Origin of the sequence: Actinospica robiniae DSM 44927, assembly GCF_000504285.1 — a bacterium.
In the GTDB taxonomy this organism is placed as follows: Bacteria; Actinomycetota; Actinomycetes; order Streptomycetales; family Catenulisporaceae; genus Actinospica; species Actinospica robiniae.
On record NZ_KI632511.1, the window covers coordinates 6,288,019 to 6,306,559 of the forward strand.

Annotated in this window: 19 protein-coding genes; 10 read left to right on the plus strand and 9 right to left on the minus strand. The window is 70.2% G+C overall.

The window, feature by feature from the left end:
• The first annotated feature begins 35 nt into the window (after positions 1 to 35).
• The 3 genes from ACTRO_RS26870 to ACTRO_RS26880 all read left to right on the plus strand — a co-directional run bounded on the left by ACTRO_RS26870 (position 36) and on the right by ACTRO_RS26880 (position 2,336).
• The gene (locus ACTRO_RS26870; protein WP_034267435.1) at positions 36 to 989 is read left to right on the plus strand and encodes a DMT family transporter; all 954 of its coding nucleotides are present in this window, start codon (positions 36 to 38) and stop codon (positions 987 to 989) included.
• Between the two features lie 88 nt (positions 990 to 1,077).
• Complete coding sequence (locus ACTRO_RS26875) at positions 1,078 to 1,944, plus strand: DUF4436 family protein (RefSeq protein WP_051451450.1); 867 nt, start codon at positions 1,078 to 1,080, stop codon at positions 1,942 to 1,944.
• Between the two features lie 29 nt (positions 1,945 to 1,973).
• Positions 1,974 to 2,336, plus strand: a complete 363-nt coding sequence (locus tag ACTRO_RS26880) for an arsenate reductase family protein (RefSeq protein ID WP_034267438.1) — start codon at positions 1,974 to 1,976, stop codon at positions 2,334 to 2,336.
• On the opposite strand, the gene ACTRO_RS26885 is transcribed toward ACTRO_RS26880, so the two are convergent.
• Complete coding sequence (locus tag ACTRO_RS26885) at positions 2,337 to 3,149, minus strand: trypsin-like serine peptidase (protein WP_084316544.1); 813 nt, start codon at positions 3,147 to 3,149, stop codon at positions 2,337 to 2,339.
• Between the two features lie 190 nt (positions 3,150 to 3,339).
• Here ACTRO_RS26885 and ACTRO_RS26890 point away from each other — a divergent pair, with 190 nt between their 5' ends.
• Positions 3,340 to 3,528, plus strand: coding sequence for a hypothetical protein (locus ACTRO_RS26890; RefSeq protein ID WP_157436465.1), 189 nt, complete (start codon positions 3,340 to 3,342; stop codon positions 3,526 to 3,528).
• 138 nt (positions 3,529 to 3,666) lie between these two features.
• Here the strand turns inward: ACTRO_RS26890 and ACTRO_RS26895 are convergent, their stop codons facing one another.
• Genes ACTRO_RS26895 through ACTRO_RS48265 form a run of 3 tightly spaced genes read right to left on the minus strand, consistent with a single transcriptional unit; the run spans position 3,667 to position 6,993 of the window.
• A complete protein-coding gene (locus ACTRO_RS26895) occupies positions 3,667 to 4,419 on the minus strand; it encodes a pirin family protein (protein WP_034267444.1) in 753 nt (250 codons plus the stop codon).
• A 41-nt stretch (positions 4,420 to 4,460) separates the two neighbouring features.
• The gene (locus ACTRO_RS26900; protein WP_034267447.1) at positions 4,461 to 5,993 is read right to left on the minus strand and encodes an amino acid permease; all 1,533 of its coding nucleotides are present in this window, start codon (positions 5,991 to 5,993) and stop codon (positions 4,461 to 4,463) included.
• Between the two features lie 43 nt (positions 5,994 to 6,036).
• A complete protein-coding gene (locus tag ACTRO_RS48265; RefSeq protein WP_051451452.1) occupies positions 6,037 to 6,993 on the minus strand; it encodes a hypothetical protein in 957 nt (318 codons plus the stop codon).
• Between the two features lie 208 nt (positions 6,994 to 7,201).
• On the opposite strand from ACTRO_RS48265, the gene ACTRO_RS26910 reads away from it, so the two are divergent.
• Entirely contained in the window at positions 7,202 to 8,413 is a 1,212-nt protein-coding gene (locus tag ACTRO_RS26910) for a D-alanyl-D-alanine carboxypeptidase family protein (protein WP_051451453.1), read from the plus strand.
• A 16-nt stretch (positions 8,414 to 8,429) separates the two neighbouring features.
• On the opposite strand, the gene ACTRO_RS26915 is transcribed toward ACTRO_RS26910, so the two are convergent.
• Complete coding sequence (locus ACTRO_RS26915) at positions 8,430 to 9,086, minus strand: TetR/AcrR family transcriptional regulator (RefSeq protein WP_034267449.1); 657 nt, start codon at positions 9,084 to 9,086, stop codon at positions 8,430 to 8,432.
• Positions 9,087 to 9,214: 128 nt separating this feature from the next.
• Between ACTRO_RS26915 and ACTRO_RS26920 the strand changes: the two genes are divergently transcribed.
• The 5 genes from ACTRO_RS26920 (at position 9,215) to ACTRO_RS26940 (ending at position 14,462) form a co-directional block, all read left to right on the plus strand.
• Positions 9,215 to 10,369: an acyl-CoA dehydrogenase family protein gene (locus ACTRO_RS26920; protein WP_034267451.1), complete on the plus strand. Its 1,155-nt coding sequence runs from the start codon at positions 9,215 to 9,217 to the stop codon at positions 10,367 to 10,369.
• Positions 10,370 to 10,456: 87 nt separating this feature from the next.
• On the plus strand, positions 10,457 to 11,644 hold the full coding sequence (locus ACTRO_RS26925; RefSeq protein ID WP_034267454.1) for a thiolase family protein: 1,188 nt from the start codon (positions 10,457 to 10,459) through the stop codon (positions 11,642 to 11,644).
• Between the two features lie 3 nt (positions 11,645 to 11,647).
• Positions 11,648 to 12,412 (plus strand): glucose 1-dehydrogenase, encoded by a 765-nt coding sequence (locus ACTRO_RS26930; protein ID WP_034267457.1) that lies wholly within the window; start codon positions 11,648 to 11,650, stop codon positions 12,410 to 12,412.
• Positions 12,409 to 12,867, plus strand: coding sequence for a MaoC family dehydratase (locus tag ACTRO_RS26935; RefSeq protein WP_034267460.1), 459 nt, complete (start codon positions 12,409 to 12,411; stop codon positions 12,865 to 12,867). The genes ACTRO_RS26930 and ACTRO_RS26935 overlap by 4 nt, the downstream gene beginning before the upstream one ends.
• 53 nt (positions 12,868 to 12,920) lie before the next feature.
• Entirely contained in the window at positions 12,921 to 14,462 is a 1,542-nt protein-coding gene (locus ACTRO_RS26940; protein ID WP_034267463.1) for a long-chain-fatty-acid--CoA ligase, read from the plus strand.
• A gap of 99 nt (positions 14,463 to 14,561) precedes the next feature.
• On the opposite strand, the gene ACTRO_RS26945 is transcribed toward ACTRO_RS26940, so the two are convergent.
• The 4 genes from ACTRO_RS26945 to rsmA form a co-directional block, all read right to left on the minus strand.
• Positions 14,562 to 14,837, minus strand: a complete 276-nt coding sequence (locus ACTRO_RS26945; RefSeq protein WP_034267466.1) for a hypothetical protein — start codon at positions 14,835 to 14,837, stop codon at positions 14,562 to 14,564.
• A gap of 116 nt (positions 14,838 to 14,953) precedes the next feature.
• A protein-coding gene (locus ACTRO_RS26950; RefSeq protein ID WP_245594284.1) for an IS3 family transposase occupies positions 14,954 to 16,188 on the minus strand; the annotation gives its coding sequence in 2 pieces (ribosomal slippage) (positions 14,954 to 15,912 and positions 15,912 to 16,188; 1,236 coding nt in all).
• Between the two features lie 475 nt (positions 16,189 to 16,663).
• On the minus strand, positions 16,664 to 17,626 hold the full coding sequence (locus ACTRO_RS26960) for a 4-(cytidine 5'-diphospho)-2-C-methyl-D-erythritol kinase (RefSeq protein WP_084316546.1): 963 nt from the start codon (positions 17,624 to 17,626) through the stop codon (positions 16,664 to 16,666).
• Positions 17,623 to 18,540, minus strand: a complete 918-nt coding sequence (rsmA, locus tag ACTRO_RS26965) for a 16S rRNA (adenine(1518)-N(6)/adenine(1519)-N(6))-dimethyltransferase RsmA (RefSeq protein ID WP_051451454.1) — start codon at positions 18,538 to 18,540, stop codon at positions 17,623 to 17,625. Before rsmA ends, ACTRO_RS26960 begins: the two co-directional genes overlap by 4 nt.
• Between the last annotated feature and the right edge of the window lies 1 nt (position 18,541).

An 18,541-nucleotide genomic window follows, 5' to 3' on the forward strand; every position in this document is an offset into this window, starting at 1 on the left:
CCAAGATTCGCTACCGCGCCGAACAGGCGCGGGGCGTGGCAGTGCTCGTCCTTCTGGCGCTCTCCTTCGCGCTGCTCACCGTGCTCGCCCGGTACCTCGGTACCGGCTTCACGGTCGCGCAGCAGGTGTACCTGCGCTCGGCGGTCGCCTTCGCCATCGGCGCATGCGCGCTCAGCCGGTCGATCCGCTGGCGGGTCGTGCTGCGGGTCAGTCTGCGCGAGTGGGGCGTCATCGCCGTGCGCATGGCACTGATGTACATGATCGGCACGGTCCTCTATTCCAAGGCGGCGACGCTCGCTCCGGTCGGCGATGTCTCCTTCATCGCCGCGCTGCCGTTCGTCTCGGCCTTCGGCCTCATGCTGCGCCGCGTGCGCGTCACCGGCACCCGAATGCTCTATGTGCTGGGTTCGGCCGCGGGGGCCGCGCTCCTCTCGCTTTCCGGTGGTGGGCTGACCTCGCTCTCTTCGGTCGGGCAGGGTGACCTGCTCGCCCTCATCGCGATGTTCGCCCTCGCGGTCGGCTACATCGGACGGCCGTGGCACGACGGCACCCTCAACAACGCCGAGATCACGGAGTTGACCGTCGGCGCGGGTGCGGTGTGTGTCGCGCTGCTCTCCCTGGCCCACGGTGAAGGCCTGCCGCGGCTGGAGACCGACGGCAGCATGCTGCCGTGGATCGCGGTGATCGTGGGCGGCGCGCTCAACGTCCTGAATCTGTTTCTGATCAACTACGCGTTCGAGCATGTAGACCCGGTTCGCGCGGGCAACCTGCTCACCTTGGAGAGCGTGTGGGGCCTGGTGTTCGGGCTGGCCTTCTTCGGCCAGGTCCCCTCGCTGTGGGAACTCGCCGGCGGGGCGGTGATCGTCGGCTGTGCGGTCGGGCTCAATTCCGCGCGGGACCCGGACGAGTCCGAGCCTTCGGCGCTTCGTCCGGCGCGGGCACGGCCACGTCCACATCCGCCGGAGCCGGTCTCCTCCCGCCGAAAATGAAGCCGCGAGGCGATCCGCGGGCGGCCATGCTCGCCCGTTCGTCGCTGGTCGGGTGCGGCGCGGGCGGGGGCGGGGAGAGACTGGACGGGTGCAAGGCGGGTTCGCGCTGGTCAGGCGGGTGGCGGCGGTGCTGGTTGTGCCGGCGCTGTGTGCTGGCGGGATCTTGCTGTATGTGAACGGGCGGGCGGTGGAGCACCAGGCGGATGTGATCGGCGATGCTTCGGCTCCGAACCGGGTGGAGCTGCTCGTGACGGCTCAGCAGGTCAGCGCGGTGCAGCGGCGGGTGCAGTTGCGGGTCCAAGTGGTCCCGCTGGGCGATTTGGCTTCGCCGGGCGGCGTCAACGCGCCTTCGAAGCAGATCACCCTGTACTCGACCTCGCCGACGCAGTCCGAGGTGCAGTTTCCCGCGGGGCGGTCGGCGGCGGCTCAGGACCTGGACATGGGTTTGTACGACGGGACGATTTCCGACTATCCGTTCGACGGCTACGACACCGAGATCGCCTTCGCCGCGGTGGTCGACGGTGAGCAGGTGCCGATCGCGATGACGTTCAGCGACATCGACCCCTTCTTTCATTTCGCCACGGTCAGTTCGCGCACGAGCAATCACATCGTCGACCAGGTCCAGCATGTCTCTCGGGCGCAGGGGACCAAGATCATGGCGATCTTCATGATGATCGTGATGTGGGCGCTGGGGCTCTCGGTCGTGGCCGGCGCCTGGATCCTGGTGTCGCGGCGGCGGGGGCTGGTGTGGCCGGCGCTGGGGTGGATGGCGGCGACGCTCTTCGCCCTCGCGGCGTTGCGCAATGTGGCTCCTGGGACGCCGCCCATCGGCTGCCTGCTGGACTACGCCGCGTTCTTCTGGGCCGAGCTGCTGACCGCCGTCGGAGTCGTCTCGGCCGTGTTCTTCGGTGTGCTGGCCGAGCGGAAGCGCGATCCGCTGCACGGGGAGAAGTAGCGACGGCAGTGCATCTCTAGACTGGCGCGGTGGAGATCTGGATCAACCCCCGTTGCTCGAAGTGCCGCACCGCGATCGAGTTCTTGGACGAGGCCGGCGCCGAATACACCGTGCGCCGCTACCTGGAGGAGCCGCCGACGGCCGAGGAACTGCGGGAGGTGCTGGAGCGGCTCGGGCTCGAGCCCTGGGACATCACGCGGACCGGGGAGGCGGTGGCCAAGGAGCTCGGGATCAGCGGCTGGGGGAAGACCGGGGCGGACCGGGAGCGCTGGATCGAGGCGCTGGCTGGGCATCCGACGCTGATTCAGCGGCCCATCATCACGGCCGACGACGGGCACGCCGTCGTCGGCCGCAGCGATGAGGCTCTGCGTTCCGTGGTCGAGCCTCGCTGATCAGCTGCCGAAGGCGGTCGCGAGGTAGAACTTCAGCATGCTCGGGCCGAACAGCGCCGAGTAGGACCAGTCCGGCGTGTCGCCGCCCTGCTCGTAGCCGCCGATCACGCCCATGACCAGGTTCGTGCCGCCCACGATCCACGGGCCGCCGCTGCTGCCGTCCTGGAAGTTGGGGCAGTTGAATCGGGCGTAGGGCTCGCTGTCGTCGGTCTCTTCGAAGGCCAGAGCGCGACATTCGATCGCCTCGTTGCCCTGGGCGTCCCACTCCAGGTTGTTGTAGCCGACGACCTGGACCGGCTCGGGCAGCGTGGCGATGGTCGGCAGCAGAGCGCCGGTGTAGCGCTGGATCTCGTGGCCGTTCTGCGGGGCGATGACGAGGATCGCGTAGTCGCTTTCGGTGTCGCCGTCGGCGAGATAGCCGGGGGAGACGTCGATCCGCTCGACGTTCCACACTCCGCCGAGGTCCGCGCGCGGGGCCTCGTCGTAACCGGGGGCGAAGGTGATGGCGGCGTGTGTGTACGTCTTCTTCGACGCGTTGTACACGCAGTGCGCCGCGGTGAGGACGAGATCGCCGCGCGGGCTGGCGATGACGCTGGCGGTACAGAAGTGGGCGGCGTCGGGGCCGGTGTAGTCGGGAGCGTCGAAGAGGGCACCGACCTCGGGGCGGCCGGGGAAGTGCACGGTGGTGCCGGCGGGGACGGCGGAGTCTGCGGTGGCTGCTTGGGCTGTGGGTATGGCGGCGAACGCGGTGAGCACGCCTGCCGCCACGACACCGGCGAGCCGGGCCGGACGGGGCGATATTCGTGTTCTCATGCCCAGAGTGTTGGCTCAGACGGGGTGGGTCACAAGACCTTCGCGGCGTTTCGCCCTCCGGGGCGTGCCGTACCAGACCGCCGGCCTGCCATCTGATCGCCATCTCTTGTCGGAAATTTTGCCTCTTTCCTCAGCTTGGCGTCAGCCAGGAGGGGAATCGTGGGAGGTGGACGAGAAAAGGGAGCCGAAGGTGAGCGAGTTCGAAACGGAGCTGCGCCAGCAGGTGGCCGACGCGTACCGAGCCCTGCAGGAGGCCCAGGCCGAGGACGAGCCGGGCGCGATCAAGGCCTATAGCCAGCGGATGCGCTATCTCGTCGAGATCGCCGAGGAACACGGCGTCGACCTGGCTGAGCTGGAGTTGAGTAGCAACGTTCAGTAGCCGGGCGGACGACGGGCCGGCGCAGCCGGTGGTCGGGAATTTTCCGGGAATCGCAAGCAGGCTTCGGCCTTCGCCTTAGTGCGGCGTAGCTGCTCCGTTGCCCGTCACTCGCCCGCATGATCCGCTGCCGCGGCCGGCTCAGCCGATCTTGCCGTGCATCTCCCAGGCGAGGATCTCGGCTCCGCTTGGGCCCGCGGTCACGCGCTGGCCGGCCGAGTCCTCGATCCTGGCCGCGTCGCCCTCGCCCAGAGTGCCCGCGCCCTCGAGCTCGACGGTGCCGCTGGGCACGAAAAGGTGCACGTAGGGGGCGTTCGGCAGGGTGACGGTGCGGCCCGGCTCCATCCGTGCGACGTGCAGCGTGGCGTCCTTCTGGCGGATCCGGATGGCCGCCTCGTCGGCGTGCTCGGGACGGCCAGAGGCCACCGGGACCAGGCCGCCGCGCAGCAGCTCGTCGGCGATCTCCAGCTGCTCGTAACCGGGCGAGCTCCCGGCCTCGTCGGGAATTACCCACATCTGTACGAAATGTACCGGCTCGGCGTGCTCGGGACCGCCGGTCAGCCGCCAGGAGTCGTTCTTCTCCGAGTGCATGATGCCGCGGCCGGCGCTCATCCGCTGGGCCAGGCCCGGGTAGATCACGCCGCTGTGGCCTTCGGAGTCCTGGTGCACGAGCTGGCCGCGCATGACCCAGGTCACGATCTCCATGTCGCGGTGCGGGTGGGTCTCGAAACCGGTGCCCGGCGTGACGATGTCGTCGTTGTTCACCAGCAGCAGGCCGAAGTGGGTGTTGTCCACGTCGTAGTGCCGGCCGAAGGAGAACGAGTGCTTCGAGTCGAGCCAGCCCGTCTTCGTCTTGAATCGGTCTTCGGCACGCTGAATGCTGGTAGTCGTCACCTCTCCAGGCTCGCACGCGTGCGCCCTCCACGCGAGACCGGCTACGACAATTCAGCGTCGAGGGCGCCCGGTTCGTCGGGATATCCGCGCCGCAAAGGGCGGATGTCGGTTCCTCGGGCCGTGGTGGACCAACGCGTCCGGGCCACGACGAGCACGATGATCGCCAGTGCCGGCGCGTAATCGAAGCTGTGCACCGTGATCGGGGCGACCTGCGGCGCGAGCAGTGCCGCGGAGACGAGCAGCGTCCACGCGACTGCGATCCAGCCGACGAGGGGCGACCAGCGGCCGAGATGCCAAGGCCCGCGCGGGAAATCCCGCCGCCGCAACCGCAGGTAGACCGGGACGATGACGGCCAGGCCGGAGGCGAACGCTGCGAACGCGGCCAGTGCGGCGAAAGCGTCCGCGTCCCAGAGCGCGGGAACCGCCGACAGCGCCGCGGCTCCTGCCGTCAGCCAGACGGCGTTCGTGGGCGTCCTGGTGCGCCGGTTCACTCGATACCAGAATCCTGATCCGGGCAGCATCCGCTCCCGGGAGACCGCGAACAGCACCCGGGCGCTCGATTCGGTACAAGCCAGGCCGCACAGCAGCTGGGCGATGAGGACGGCGACGAGCACCGTCGCGGCGGCGGTCCGTCCGGCTGCGTCCAGAAGGATCTGCGCGGCCGGCGCACTTGAGCCGGACTCCCGCGGATAGTCCTGTATCGCGAACGTCAGCGCCGTCAGCACGGCGAAGCCGACCAGCCAGGATGCCGCGATCGACGCGACGATGCCACGAGGCGCCGACCGGCTGGCTCCTTGTGTCTCCTCCGAAACGCGGGCCGAGGCGTCGAATCCGGAGAGCGAGAAGGCGACGACGAGCAGGCCGACCAGGCATACATATATTCGAGCACTGCCGGACCAGCCGGCTCCGAAGCCGGTCTGATTCGCGAAGTGGCTGAAGACGAAGCCGGGCGACTGCAAGCGGGCGGGCTTGATCGCGAGCACTGCCACGAGAACCGCGGCGGCGAGAAGCTGCCAGCCGGCGGAGAACCTGGCCAGGGCCGCGATCGACTCGCGTCCGCCGAAGACGACGAGCAGCGCGTGGCCGACGAGCACGGCCGCGAAGACGAGGAACAACGCGCCTCGGGATATCGAGAATCCCCATTCCAGCGCGGCGAAGGCGCCGATGAACATCGCCGCGCCGAGGTCGACGACCGCCGTCAGCGCGATCTGGCCGCAGGCGTTGAGCCAGCCGACGCACCACGCGGCGGCGCGCGGATGGCGCCGTGCCAGTTTGCCGGCGTACACGTGCAGCGAGCCCGCGTCGGGCAGCGCCGAGCACACCTCGGCCAGGGCCAGGCCGACCAGCAGGGTGAGCCCGCCGCCGAGCATCCAGGCCCAGACGATCAGGGCCGGGCCGCCCGCGGCCATGCCGTACCCGTAGAGGGTCAGTGTGCCGCCGAGCACGCCGACGCAGGTGAATCCGGTGCAGAGATTGGCCGATGCGCTCAGCCGCCGCTCGTGCCGTCGGCGGATGCCGAGGCGGTGCAGCGCGCTGTCGTCTTCTTCGAGGGGGGTGGTCTCGGTGGGTGTCATGGGTGGGGGTTTCCGTTTTCTGCAGTCGTGCGCGGTGCGCGGTTCAGGGTGGCCGGACGCGGCTGCGCGCGTAGGCGGCGCGCAGGGCCTTGGTGGGATCGCCGTCCAGGGACCACGGGAACGCCGTGGCGTAGGGCCGCATGACGGCCAGGACCTCGCCGGCCTCGGTGTGCAGGCCGCCGCGGTCGAGCGCGTGGGCCAGCAGGGAGAGATCCGCGACGGGCGGGAAGCGCAGTTGGCTGATGCCGGGGAACCAGTCCGCGTAGACGGTGGCGGCGACGTACGCGGCGTACTGTTCGGTCGGTTCGGAGCCGGTCGTGCCGGTGGGGGCCCGGGCCAGCTCCGCGCGGGCGGCCAGCGGCAGCAGCTGCGGGTCGGCGTCGGCCGGGCTCGCGTCCGCGGCCCACGAGACCACCTGCCACAGCGTGTCCGCACGGACTCCGTGGCGGGGGAGGAAATACGCGAGCAGGCGCAGGAACGCCTCGCGGTGCCAGGGCCGTCTGGCCTGGGCTTCGGCCAGCAGGTCCCACGGGCCCTCGACGTCGAGGCCCGGGGGTGCGGCGGTGGAACTCGGATCACGCTCGTCCGGCGGCTGCGTCGGACGATGTCGGGCCACCGCGAGCAGGGTGGCCCACGGCGTCGGATCGGCCGGCGCGTACCGGCTCGCCGTCCGGGCCGCCTGCCAGGCCAAGGCGCCGAGCGCGCCCTCCCGCGGATCTCCGGCCCGGGCCGCGCGCAACGTGCGCACCATCGCCACCCGGGCGTAGAGCAGCCGGGCATCCGGGTCCTGCGGATCCTCGCTCACCCAGGTCTCGGCCTGGTCGGTGCCGGCCACCACGGAACCGAGCAACAGCGAGCGCTGCGACCGCACCGCCGCGTCACCGCGGCACTGCGCCAGCGAGTCCCGGGCCAGTCCCCGTCGTCCGGCCCGCAGTTCCGTCCTGGCCTGAGCCAGCGTGTGGTCGGCTCCCGCCGGATCCCACACGAACCCCCCGCGCATGCCGACGCCACCTCCTTCATCCTGTGCTGATATCGACGACCCCCGCCGCTGATCACATGGAGTAGTTATTCTTGCGCACAGGGCGAGTACAGGCAATGGGCCGACGGGATTAAATTCTCGTACCGGTGACTTAGGTGATCTTTGGCTCATCCCTCGTTTGGATCAGTGAACTGGTTCACATACGGATAATCAGGGCAAGGTCGCCTTCGTGGCCGACACCGAACTCGAAGAAGCCTCCCCACCGCAGTGGAGCCAGCCGGACACGGGCACGAAGCGCTCGCGCCGGATGCTCGTCACCGTGACCGTGCTCCTGCTCGCCTTCGCGGTCGGCGGCGTGCTCTGGGCCAAGGGCGCGTACTGGGCCCCGGTCCGGCTCAACCAGGTCATCGGCGCCGAATACACCGTGGCCGGCCGCGCCCCCGCGCTGCCCTGGCCCGCGCGGGGTGAGGCCTACCTCGACGTCGTCGGCATGGGCCCGATCGGTTCGTCCGGCCCGGCCGAGACCCAGGTGCCCATCGCCAGCGTGACCAAGACCATGACGGCGTTCCAGGTCCTCAAGGACCATCCGCTCGCCGCCGGGCAGGACGGGCCGACCATCGAGGTCTCCCCGGCGTTGTTCGCGGCCGCGCGCAGCGCCGACGCCAGCGAATCCGGGATCGCGATCCAGTCCGGCGAGGAGCTGACCGAGCGTCAGGCGCTCGAGGGCATGCTGCTGCCGTCGGCGGGGAACATGGCCCGGATGCTGGCCGCCTGGGACGCCGGCTCGGTGCCCGCGTTCGTCGACCGGATGAACGCCGAGGCTCACGCGCTCGGGATGAGCCACACCACATATGCGGACCCGGCCGGGATCGACTCGAACAGCCGCAGCACCGCGCACGACCAGGTCATGCTCGGCGAGCAGGTGCTCAACGACCCGACCTTCGCGGGCATCGTCGCGCTCAAGTCGGCGCAGGTGCCGGTGGCCGGCCTCGTCAGCAACACCAACCACCTGCTCGGCATCGACGGCGACATCGGCATCAAGACGGGTTCGACCTCGGAAGCGGGTGGCTGCCTGCTGTTCGCCACCAAGAGCGTCGTCAACGGTGTGCCGGTGACGATGGTCGGCGCGGTGCTCGGCCAGCCCGGCCCGCTGTGGTCGATCATGGACCGGGCGCAGACGGTGGCCCGCGGTCTGATCGAGGCGGCGCAGCGCTCCCTGGTGACGACGACAGTGGCGCACTCGGGCAAGACGATCGCGGTGTTCCATCAGCGCGGCCATGCCGACATCCCGCTGGTGGCCGGCTCCGACGTGACCGTGGTCGGCTGGCCGTCGCTGCGCTACACGCTGGACATCTCTCAGGACGGTTCGCTGCAGATCTCCAGCGCCCGCGCCCCGGACACCGTCATGGCGTCGGAGAAGCTGGCGCGGGAGAACCTCTGAGAGGCGCGGCGGCGCACTACATACTCCGCGCGTCCCCGGGCCCGTGCTCATCGGCGGCGGCCCGCCGCGCGACCAGTCCGGCCAGCACGGTCTCGAGCCCGAGTTCGAACGCGCCTTTGTCGATGTCGCGCGAGCGCGCCTGGAGCAGGTGAGCTCGGCTCAGATGCGGGTAGTCGGTGCCGTACGTCGCCGGGTCGGGTGAGAAGCCGCCGGCGAAGGAGCTCATCGCGGCGCCGGCGACGAGGAAGCGCATCAGCGCGCCGATCTCAGTGGCCTCACGCGGCGGCCAGCCGGCGTCGACGAGCGCGCCGTAGACCTCGTCGGCCAGCCGGAGCGCGGCGGGCCGGCGGCCGGGACCGTGCACGATCACCGGCACCAGGTTCGGATGCTCGGCGAGTACCTCGCGGTACGAGCGGGCCCACTCCGGCAGCGCCTGCGCCCAGGGCAGATCGCGCAGCGCGGACAGGTCTACTTTCGCGGTGACCTGGTCGGCCACCGCGTCGAGCAGGTCGTCCATGGTGGCGAAGTGGTTGTAGAGCGACGGGCCGCTCACGCCGAGGCGCGCGGCGAGTCTGCGGGTGCTCAGCGCGCCGAGGCCTTCCTCGTCGATCAGCGCGAGCGCCGCCTCGACGATCTTCTCCCGGCTCAGCAGCGGAGAACGCGGACGTGCCATGACGTGCCGAGCCCTCCTTCCTTCCCTCGCCGCCCCTTCGGGGGTTAGAGTCTAAAACTAGCACTGCAAGTTTTGTGGCGCCGGAGAACGCGGAGACGTTTTCGGGACGTTCGAGGGACGAAGGATCGATGGATCTCACGCTCAGCGAAGAGCACGAGGCGCTGCGACGGCTCGCGGCCGAGTTCACCGATCGGGAGATCGCCCCGCACGCCACCGCCTGGGATCGGGCCGAGCTGGTCGACCGGAAGATCGTGAACGAACTCGGCGACCTCGGCTTCCTCGGTCTGACGATCCCGGAGGAGTACGGCGGCTCCGGTGGCGACCACTTCGGCTACGTCCTCGTGCTCGAGGAACTGGGCCGTGGCGACTCCTCCGTACGCGGCATCGTCTCGGTCTCCCTCGGCCTGGTCGGCAAGTCCATCCACAAATGGGGCAGTGAGGAGCAGAAACAGCACTGGCTGCCGAAGCTGTGCTCCGGACGCTCGCTCGCCTGCTTCGCCCTGACCGAGCCGGACAACGGCTCCGACGCCGCGAACCTGCGCACCAAGGCCGTGCGCGACGGCGACGACTGGGTGATCTCGGGCTCGAAGATGTTCATCACCAATGGCACCTGGGCCGAGGTCGCGCTGGTCTTCGCCCGCACCGGCGAGCCGGGCCACCGCGGCATCAGCGCCTTCCTGGTGCCGACCGACGCGGCCGGCTTCACCCGCACCGAGATCCACGGCAAGCTCGGCCTGCGCGGCCAGGCCACCGCCGAACTGTCCTTCGACCAGGTCCGGGTGCCCGCCTCGGCCATGCTCGGGCCGGCGGGCAAGGGCTTCTCGGTGGCCATGTCCGCCCTGGCCAAGGGCCGGGTCTCGGTCGCGGCCGGCTGCGTCGGGATAGCCGAGGCCGCCCTGCGCGCCGCGGTCGCCCACTCCACCACCCGGGTCCAGTTCGACGGCAAGGTGATCGCGCACCGGCAGCTGGTGGCCGAGCTGATCGCCGGCATCGCCACCGACGTCGACGCCGCCCGGCTGCTCACCTGGCGCGCGGCCGACCTGATCGACCGGGGCGAGGAGTTCGCCCGCGAGTCGTCCATGGCCAAGTACTTCGCCTCCGAGGCAGCCGTGCGCGCCGCCAACAACGCGCTCCAGGTCTTCGGCGGCTACGGGTACATCGACGAATACCCGGTGGGCAAGCTCGTGCGCGACGCCCGGGTGATGACCCTCTACGAGGGCACGAGCGAGCTGCAGAAGCTGCTGATCGCCCGCGCCCACACCGGTATCAACGCCATCGCCTGAGCGCCGGCGTCGGCACCGCCATCGGCGCGAGTCTTCGAGCACGAGCCCCGAGTACGGAACCCGAGTACGGAAAGAGCCCTGATCCGCATGCAGCCCGTCTACATCGCCGCCGCCCGACGCACCCCCATCGGCAAGCTCCGTGGCGCTCTGTCCGGGATACGTCCGGACGACCTCGCCGCCGACGTGATCCGCGACCTGGTGGCCGGCCTGCCCGGCTTCGACCCGGCCGAGATCGACGACGTCTACTGGGGCAACGCCAACGGCGCGGGCGAGGAGAACCGCAATGTGGCCCGGATGGCGGTGCTGCTGGCCGGTCTGCCCGACAGCGTGCCCGGCGCCTCGACCAACCGGCTGTGCGCCTCGGGTATGGAGGCCTTCACCGTCGCCGCCCGCACGATCGGTGCCGGCGAGGCGGACGTGGTGCTCGCCGGCGGAGTCGAGTCGATGTCCCGTGCGCCATTCGTGGTACCACGGCCGGACGAAGCGCTCCCGCACAAGATGGAGATGGCTGACACGCGGCTCGGCTGGCGCCTGGTGAACCCGAAGATGAAGGAACTGCACGGCCTGCTGGCCATGGGCGAGACGGCCGAGGAGGTGGCGAACCGGTACGACGTGGGCCGGGAGCGGCAGGACGCCTTCGCGCTGCGCTCGCACCGGCTGGCCGCGGCCGCCTGGGACGCAGGGCACTTCGACGCCGAGGTGCTGGCGGTGACGAGTCCGGCCGGAGACTCGGTCGGCCGGGACGAGTGCATCCGCCCGGACACCTCGCTGGAGAAGCTCGCCGGGCTCAAGCCGGTGTTCCGCAAGGGCGGCAGCGTCACGGCCGGGAACTCCTCGCCGATGAACGACGGTGCCGCGGGCCTTGTGCTGGCCTCCGAGGCCGGCCTGGCCAAGCTCGGCGTCGAGCCGCTGGCGCGGTACGTGGCCGGCGCTTCCGCGGGCGTGCACCCCGACGTGATGGGCATCGGCCCGATCCCCGCCGTCGGCCGGGTGCTCACGCGCACCGGCTGGAAGATCGCGGACGTCGAGACCGCCGAGCTCAACGAGGCCTTCGCCGCGCAGGCGCTGGCCGTGACGGACGGGATCGGCATCGATCCCGAGCTGGTCAACCCGTCCGGCGGCGCCATCGCCCTCGGACACCCGCTGGGCTGCTCCGGCGCCCGGATCGTCACCACCCTGGTCCACCGGATGCGCCGGGAGGGGCTGCGCCGCGGCCTCGCCGCCATGTGCGTGGGCGTGGGCCAGGGCACCGCCGTACTCATCGAAGGGATCTGACCCATGGGACACCGGTTCGAGGGCAAGGTGGCCATCGTCACCGGCGCCGCGCAGGGCATCGGCGCCGCGATCGCCCGCCGCCTGGCCTCGGAGGGCGCGGCCGTGGCCGTGGCCGACCTGACCGCCGAGCGCGGCGCGGAGACGGTCGAGGCGATCGTCAAGGACGGCGGCCGGGCCGTGGCCTTCGGCGCCGACGTCTCGCAGACCCCTGAGGTCCAGGGCCTGGTCGCGGCCGTGGTCGCCGAGTTCGGCCGGGTCGACGTGCTGGTCAACAACGCCGGCATCACCAAGGACAACCTGCTGTTCAAGATGACCGACGAGGACTGGGACGCGGTCATCAACGTCAACCTGCGCAGCGCGTTCCTGATGAGCCGCGAGTGCCAGAAGCACTTCGTGAAGCAGAAGTACGGCAAGATCGTCTCGCTCTCCTCCCGTTCCGCGCTGGGCAACCGCGGCCAGGCCAACTACGCCGCGTCCAAGGCCGGTGTCATGGGCCTGACCGCGACGCTGGCGATCGAGCTCGGCCCCTACGGCGTCAACGTCAACGCGGTCGCCCCCGGCTACATCGCCACGGCCATGACCGACGCCACCGCGCGCCGCGTCGGCCTGGACCCGGAGGAGCTCAAGAAGCTGGCCGCGGATCAGACCCCGGTGCGCCGCGTCGGCGAGCCCGAGGACATCGCCGCCACCGTCGCGTTCCTCGCCGCGGACGAGTCCTCGTTCATCTCGGGCCAGACGATCCAGGTGAACGGGGGCGCGAACCGATGAGTCCTGTTGCACTGCAGGCGACTTCGCTCAAGGGCATGGTCGGCGAGCAGATCGGCACCAGCGAGTGGGTGACCATCGAGCAGGATCGGATCGACAAGTTCGCCGAGGCCACCGGCGACCACCAGTGGATCCACGTCGACCCCGCGCGCGCCGCGGACGGCCCGTTCGGTTCCACCATCGCGCACGGATTCCTCACCCTGTCGCTGATCCCGGCGCTGGCCTGGGAGGTCTACACGATCGAGGGCGCACGCCTGTCGATCAACTACGGCCTGAACAAGCTGCGCTTCATCAGCCCGGTCAAGGTCGGCTCGCGGGTCCGTGCGCACCTCGCCCTCACCGGCGTCGAGGACGTGCCCGGCGACGCGCTGCAGGTGGCCACGACGGTGACCATAGAGCTCGAGGGCGCGGAAAAGCCCGCGGCAGTAGCCGAAACGCTCTCGCGGATTTATCTTTAGCGCCGTTCACGGCAATTCGTAGAAGGACCTGAAGGACGGAGTAGGACGGGGCAATGACGCTCTCCCTCGCCGCGGTGCTCGCGGAACCGGCTTGGCGGACGCCGGACAAGACCGCCGTGATCCAGGGGGCCGAGGCCCTGTCCTACGCCGAGCTGTGGGAGCAAGCCCGCGCCCAGGCCGCCGCGCTGATCGGACTCGGCGTGCAGCCGGGCGACCGGGTGGCGCTGATGGCGCCGAACGTGCTCGATTTCCCGCGCACGTACTACGCGGTGCTGGCCGCGGGCGGCGTCGTGGTGCCGGTGCACATGCTGCTGACGCCGGAGGAGATCTCTTACATACTCCGCGACAGCGGCGCGAAGGTCCTGATCGCACACGCGATCCGGGCCGAGGACGCGATCAAGGCAGCCGCGCTGGCCGAGATCCCGGTGCGCATCGTGGGCCCCGTCCCGGCCGAGGCACCGGTGCCGAAGCTGGCCGACGACGTCGCCGGTGTGAAGCCGCTGCAGACCTACATCTCGCGGATGCCCGAGGACCCGTGCGTGGTCATCTACACCTCGGGCACCACCGGCAAGCCCAAGGGCGCGGTCCTCACCAACCTCAACATGGTGATGAACGCGACGATCAACGGCTTCGACTGCCTCAACACCCTGAAGTCGGACATCTCGCTCGGCTGCCTGCCGTTGTTCCACATCTTCGGCCAGACCGTCTCCATGAACACGATCTTCCGCGTCGGCGCGACGGTGGTCTTCCAGCCCCGCTTCGAGCCCGACGAGGCGATAGAGCTCATGCTCGAGCACGGCGTGAACACCTTCCACGGCGTGCCGCAGATGTATCTGGCCCTGGTCCAGGCGGCGAAGCAGCGCAAGGCGGCCGGCCGGGAGCGGCTGCCGCAGCTGAAGATCGCGGTCTCCGGCGGCGCTTCGCTGCCGGCCGCGGTACTGGAGGCTTTCAACGAGATCTTCGACGCCGACGTCCTGGAGGGCTACGGCCTGTCCGAGACCTCGCCGACGGCCACCGTCAACCAGCCCGCGCTCGGCACGCGGGCCGGCACGGTCGGCCACGCGGTCTGGGGCGTGGAGGTGGAGATCGCCAAGGCCGAGGTCGAAGGCCGGATCGAGCTGGTCGAGCGCGGCGAGCTCGGCGAGGTGGTGATCCGCGGCCACAACGTGTTCGCGGGCTACCTGGGCAACGACGAGGCGACCGCCGCCGCCATATGTGACGGTTGGTTCCGCACCGGCGACCTCGGCACCAAGTCCGCCGACGGCTTCGTGAGCATCGTGGACCGCAAGAAGGACATGGTGCTGCGCGGCGGCTTCAACGTCTATCCGCGCGAGGTGGAGGAGACGTTGCTGCGCCACCCCGCCGTCAGGGACGTAGCCGTGATCGGCCTGGCCGACGAGGTACACGGCGAGGAGATCTGCGCCTGCGTCATCCTGCAGGACGGGCACGAGCTGACCGCCGAGGAACTGATCAGCTGGTCCAAGGAGTACCTCGCCAAATACAAGTACCCGCGTCGGGTCGAGTTCCTGACGGAGTTCCCGTTGGGCCCGTCGATGAAAGTGCTCAAGCGGGAACTGCGCGACCGATTCAGCTGAACACGCTCGGTTTTCAGGCCGCCGCGTCGCGAGGCCCGGGCCGAATGGCCCGGGCCTGCATCTTCTTATCCTGTGGTTCTTCCTGCGGGGCTCGTCAGGTCAGCTGCAGGCGCCACCGTAGACGCACAGGTGCGAGGCGATCGTGGAGAGCTGGCCGGCATCGTCGTATGTCGTCGAGAGCTTGGTCCCATTCTGGATTTCGACGTAGGCGATGGTGCTGCCCCGCAGGACGAGGTACTCGCGGTTGTAGGCCGCGATATCCACGTAGTGGGGGCTGTCCGGCACAGTCAGCCAGGAAGCGCTGGTCGTCCCGTCACCGGCGGTCTTGGTGACCGTCGCCCCGGGACGGCAGGAGGAGCTGTACTGGCTCTGCAACCAGGTGAACGTCTGCTGGGCGGACGCGGCGTCGGCGAAGAAGAAGATCCACTGGTGCGCAGTGTGGCCGCTGGTGAGGCCGCCGGCTGTGAACCGCTCCGGGATCGGTCCAGACTCTATGGCTGGGGTTCCAACTGCGGTTTTGACTGTGTGAGGTAGAACTCTGTCTCGTACTCTACGGGTGGGACGTGACCTATCTCACCGTGCAGCCGGGTGTTGTTGTACCAGTCGATCCACTCGGCGGTGCCCAGTTCGACGTCGGTCAGGGTGCGCCAGGGGCCGCGCCGGTTGATCAGCTCGGTCTTGTACAGGCCGATGGTCGACTCCATCAGGGCGTTGTCGAGGGCGTCGCCCACCGTGCCGATCGAGGCGGCGATGTTCTCGCCGGCCAGATGGGCCGCGAGACGGAAACTCGTATATTGAGAACCCGCGTCGCTGTGATGGATCAAACCTTCCCGGTCCTGGCCGGCGCGGTCGCGCTGCCACAGCCCCATCTCCAGGGCGCCGAGCACGAGCGGTGTCGCCTTCGAGGTCGCGGCGGACCACCCGACGATGCGGCGGGAGAAGGTGTCGACGACGAAGGCGACGTAGACGGTCCCACCGTAGGCTTGTACATACGTGAAGTCGGCTACCCAGCAGCGGTTCGGCGCGGGGGCGACGAAGTTGCGCTGGACCAGGTCCGGGGCTCGCTCGGCGGACGGGTCGGGCACGGTGGTGCGCACCTTCTTCCCGCGCACCGCGCCAGACAGGCCCAGCTCGCGCATGAGGCGCTCGACGGTGCACCGGGCCACCTCCTGGCCGCGGCGGTTGATCTCCCGCCAGACCTTGCGGGCGCCGTAGACGCCGAAGTTCTCGCTGTGGACGCGGGCGATCAGCGCCTTGAGCTCGCCGTCGCGCACGGCGCGCGCCGAGGCCGGGCGCTTCTTGAAGTGGTAGTACGTGCTGGGATCGATACTGCAGCCGTGCGCGGTCAGCGCGGTGCAGATCGGCTCGACTCCGCCGAAGCGGTCCCGGTGCTCGTCGATGAACGCTACGAGCGTGTGTGTGGCCGGTCGAGCTCGGCCGCGAAGAAACTCGCCGCCGCCTTGAGGATCTCGTTTGCTCGCTTGAGCTCCGCGTTCTCCCGCTTGAGCCGCTTGATCTCCTCGGCCTCCGCCGTCGTGACGCCCGGGCGGGCACCGGCGTCGACCTCGGCCCGGCGCACCCAGTTCGTCAGCGTCTGGGCGGTGCCGATCCCGAGCTTCGCCGCGATCGACTTGATCGCCGCGTGCTCGGAGGGGTACTGGTCCTTCGTCTCCAGCACCAGGCGCACGGCCCGGTCACGGAGATCTTGTGGGTATGGCTTGCTCATGACGGACTTGATCCTTCCAAAAGATCAAGCCTGGATCAACTCCGGTACGGTTCAGACGTGCATGATCAGATTTCGGCGTGCCGAACCATAGAACGCGTCGAAATCCTGCTCGTTCGCGACCGTCATGCCTCCCCCTCTCCGGTACGGTGCCGCGCTTCCTCGCGACTTCGGAAAGAACACGCAGCCCAAGCCAACGCGGTTACATCACAGATTGGTTTCGATGCTCGCGCGCCAGGCACACGCCCCGGGATGCGCTCGCCGTCGAGGTCACCTCGTCGGGCAGCGGGTCGCACGATGACGACAAGACCGAGGGATACGCGCACGCCGGAGTGCCGATCCGCCTCACCGCCGATCCATCTCATCGTCGATCGCTGACGACGCCGGAGGTGATCGAGACCACAGAGTTCTGAGCCGAGGGAGACCGACCCCGAGCGGGCCGGCCGCGGGGCGGGGAGTTCGAGACCGCGCCGCCGACTCAGCGCACGTTGACGACGTTGGCCCCGGGCACCGGCCCGCGGGCCCGGCGGACGGCGCGGCAACGGCCCGAGGCACGCAGTTCCGCCTCTACGCTCGCCGCGGCCAGCGGGCTGTCCACCAGGAACACCGTCGTCGGCCCCGAGCCCGAGACCAGGCTGCCGCAGGCCCCTGCCGCCATGCCCAGCGCGAGCAGCTGGCCGATCTCCGGCAGCACCTCGATCGCGGCCGACTGCAGGTCGTTGTAGAGGGAGCCGCCGATGGCACCGATGTCGCGCGAGCGCAGTGCCGCCATCAGGTCGGGATGCACGCCGGGCGCCGGCGCCTGCACGCCGGCCCGGCGCCGCTGAAGGTCGCAGGCTTCGAAGATCTTCGGCGTGGAAAGGCCCGCGTCCAGCACTGCGATCACCCATTCGAGGCCGGTCGAGGCCAGCACCGGCGAGATGTGCTCGCCGCGGCCGGTGCCGATCGCCGTACCGCCGTGCAGCGCGAACGGCACGTCGCTGCCGAGCTGCGCGGCGAGGTCGTGCAGTTCGTCCCGGCGCAGGCCGGTGCCCCAGAGCGCGTCGCAGGCCACGAGCGTGGCCGCGGCGTCCGCGCTGCCGCCGGCCATGCCGCCGGCCACCGGGATGTCCTTGCGGATGGTCAGGCGCACGTTCGGCTCCAGGCCGCAGCGCTCGGCCAGCAGCGCCGCGGCCTGCCAGGCCAGGTTGCGCTCGTCGGCCGGCACCGCGTCCACGTCCGAGTCCCGCCGCAGCGGCTCCACGCTCAGCGAGATGCCGCGGGCCGAGCGCGCCACGACCTCGTCGTAGAGCGAGACGGCGTGGAAGACGGTGACCAGCTCGTGGTAGCCGTCCGGGCGCAGCGGCCCGACCGAGAGCGAGAGGTTGATCTTCGCCGGGACCCTGACCGTGATCGCCTCCGGCTGAAAGGGGCCCTCGTCCCAGTCCTCTACCGCGGTCACGAGCCTGACTCCTTCGATTCCTCGGCAGCGCGCGCCGCCGCGATCGCCGCATACTCTGCCACGCCCAGGGACTCCCCGCGCGCGCCCGGGTCGACCCCGGCGCGGCGCAGCAGCTCCTCCGCCCGCGCCGGCGAACCGGCCCAGCCGGCCAGCGCGGCCCGCAGCGTCTTGCGCCGCTGCGCGAACGCCGCGTCCACCACCGCGAACACCGCGCGGCGGTCGACGCCCGTGCTCGGCGGCTCCCGGCGCTCCAGCGCCACCAGGCCGGATTCTACGTGCGGCGCCGGCCAGAACACGTTGCGGCCCACGGCTCCAGCGCGCCGCACCTCGGCGTACCAGCGGGCCTTGACGCTCGGCACCCCGTAGACCCGGCTGCCCGGGTCGGCCGCCAGGCGGTCGGCCACCTCCGCCTGGACCATGATCAGAGCGCTGCGCAGGCTGGGGAACCGCTCGAGCATGTGCAGCAGGACCGGCACGGCGACGTTGTACGGCAGGTTCGCCACCAGCGCGGTCGGCGCGGGTCCGGGCAGCTCCTTGATGCGCATGGCGTCGGCGTGCACGAGCTCGAAGGCCGCGGCCCGCTCCGGCGCCCGGGCCGCGATGGTGGCCGGAAGCGCCGCGGCCAGCACCGGATCCACCTCCACCGCCACCACCCGGCTCGCCACGTCGAGCAGGCCGAGGGTGAGCGAGCCGAGGCCCGGCCCGACCTCCACCACCACGTCCTCGGGCCGCAGCCGCGCTGTCGCGACGATGCGGCGGATCGTGTTGGGGTCGATCACGAAGTTCTGGCCCAGCGCCTTGGTGGGGCGTACCCCCAGCTCCGTCGCGAGGTGACGGACATCGGCGGGACCGAGCAGGCTCACTCGCCCACTCGATCCCGCCGCGTTCTCCAGCTGTGAAGGTTCCGAGCGCATA

Bases quoted from the DNA above. Each gene is read 5' to 3' on its own strand.
- rsmA (WP_051451454.1), bottom strand. From the start codon at position 18,540: ATGCGCTCGGAACCTTCACAGCTGGAGAACGCGGCGGGATCGAGTGGG.
- ACTRO_RS26940 (WP_034267463.1), top strand. From the start codon at position 12,921: ATGACGCTCTCCCTCGCCGCGGTGCTCGCGGAACCGGCTTGGCGGACG.
- ACTRO_RS26915 (WP_034267449.1), bottom strand. From the start codon at position 9,086: ATGGCACGTCCGCGTTCTCCGCTGCTGAGCCGGGAGAAGATCGTCGAG.
- ACTRO_RS26900 (WP_034267447.1), bottom strand. From the start codon at position 5,993: ATGACACCCACCGAGACCACCCCCCTCGAAGAAGACGACAGCGCGCTG.
- ACTRO_RS26925 (WP_034267454.1), top strand. From the start codon at position 10,457: ATGCAGCCCGTCTACATCGCCGCCGCCCGACGCACCCCCATCGGCAAG.
- ACTRO_RS26920 (WP_034267451.1), top strand. From the start codon at position 9,215: ATGGATCTCACGCTCAGCGAAGAGCACGAGGCGCTGCGACGGCTCGCG.
- ACTRO_RS48265 (WP_051451452.1), bottom strand. From the start codon at position 6,993: ATGCGCGGGGGGTTCGTGTGGGATCCGGCGGGAGCCGACCACACGCTG.
- ACTRO_RS26930 (WP_034267457.1), top strand. From the start codon at position 11,648: ATGGGACACCGGTTCGAGGGCAAGGTGGCCATCGTCACCGGCGCCGCG.
- ACTRO_RS26885 (WP_084316544.1), bottom strand. From the start codon at position 3,149: ATGAGAACACGAATATCGCCCCGTCCGGCCCGGCTCGCCGGTGTCGTG.
- ACTRO_RS26935 (WP_034267460.1), top strand. From the start codon at position 12,409: ATGAGTCCTGTTGCACTGCAGGCGACTTCGCTCAAGGGCATGGTCGGC.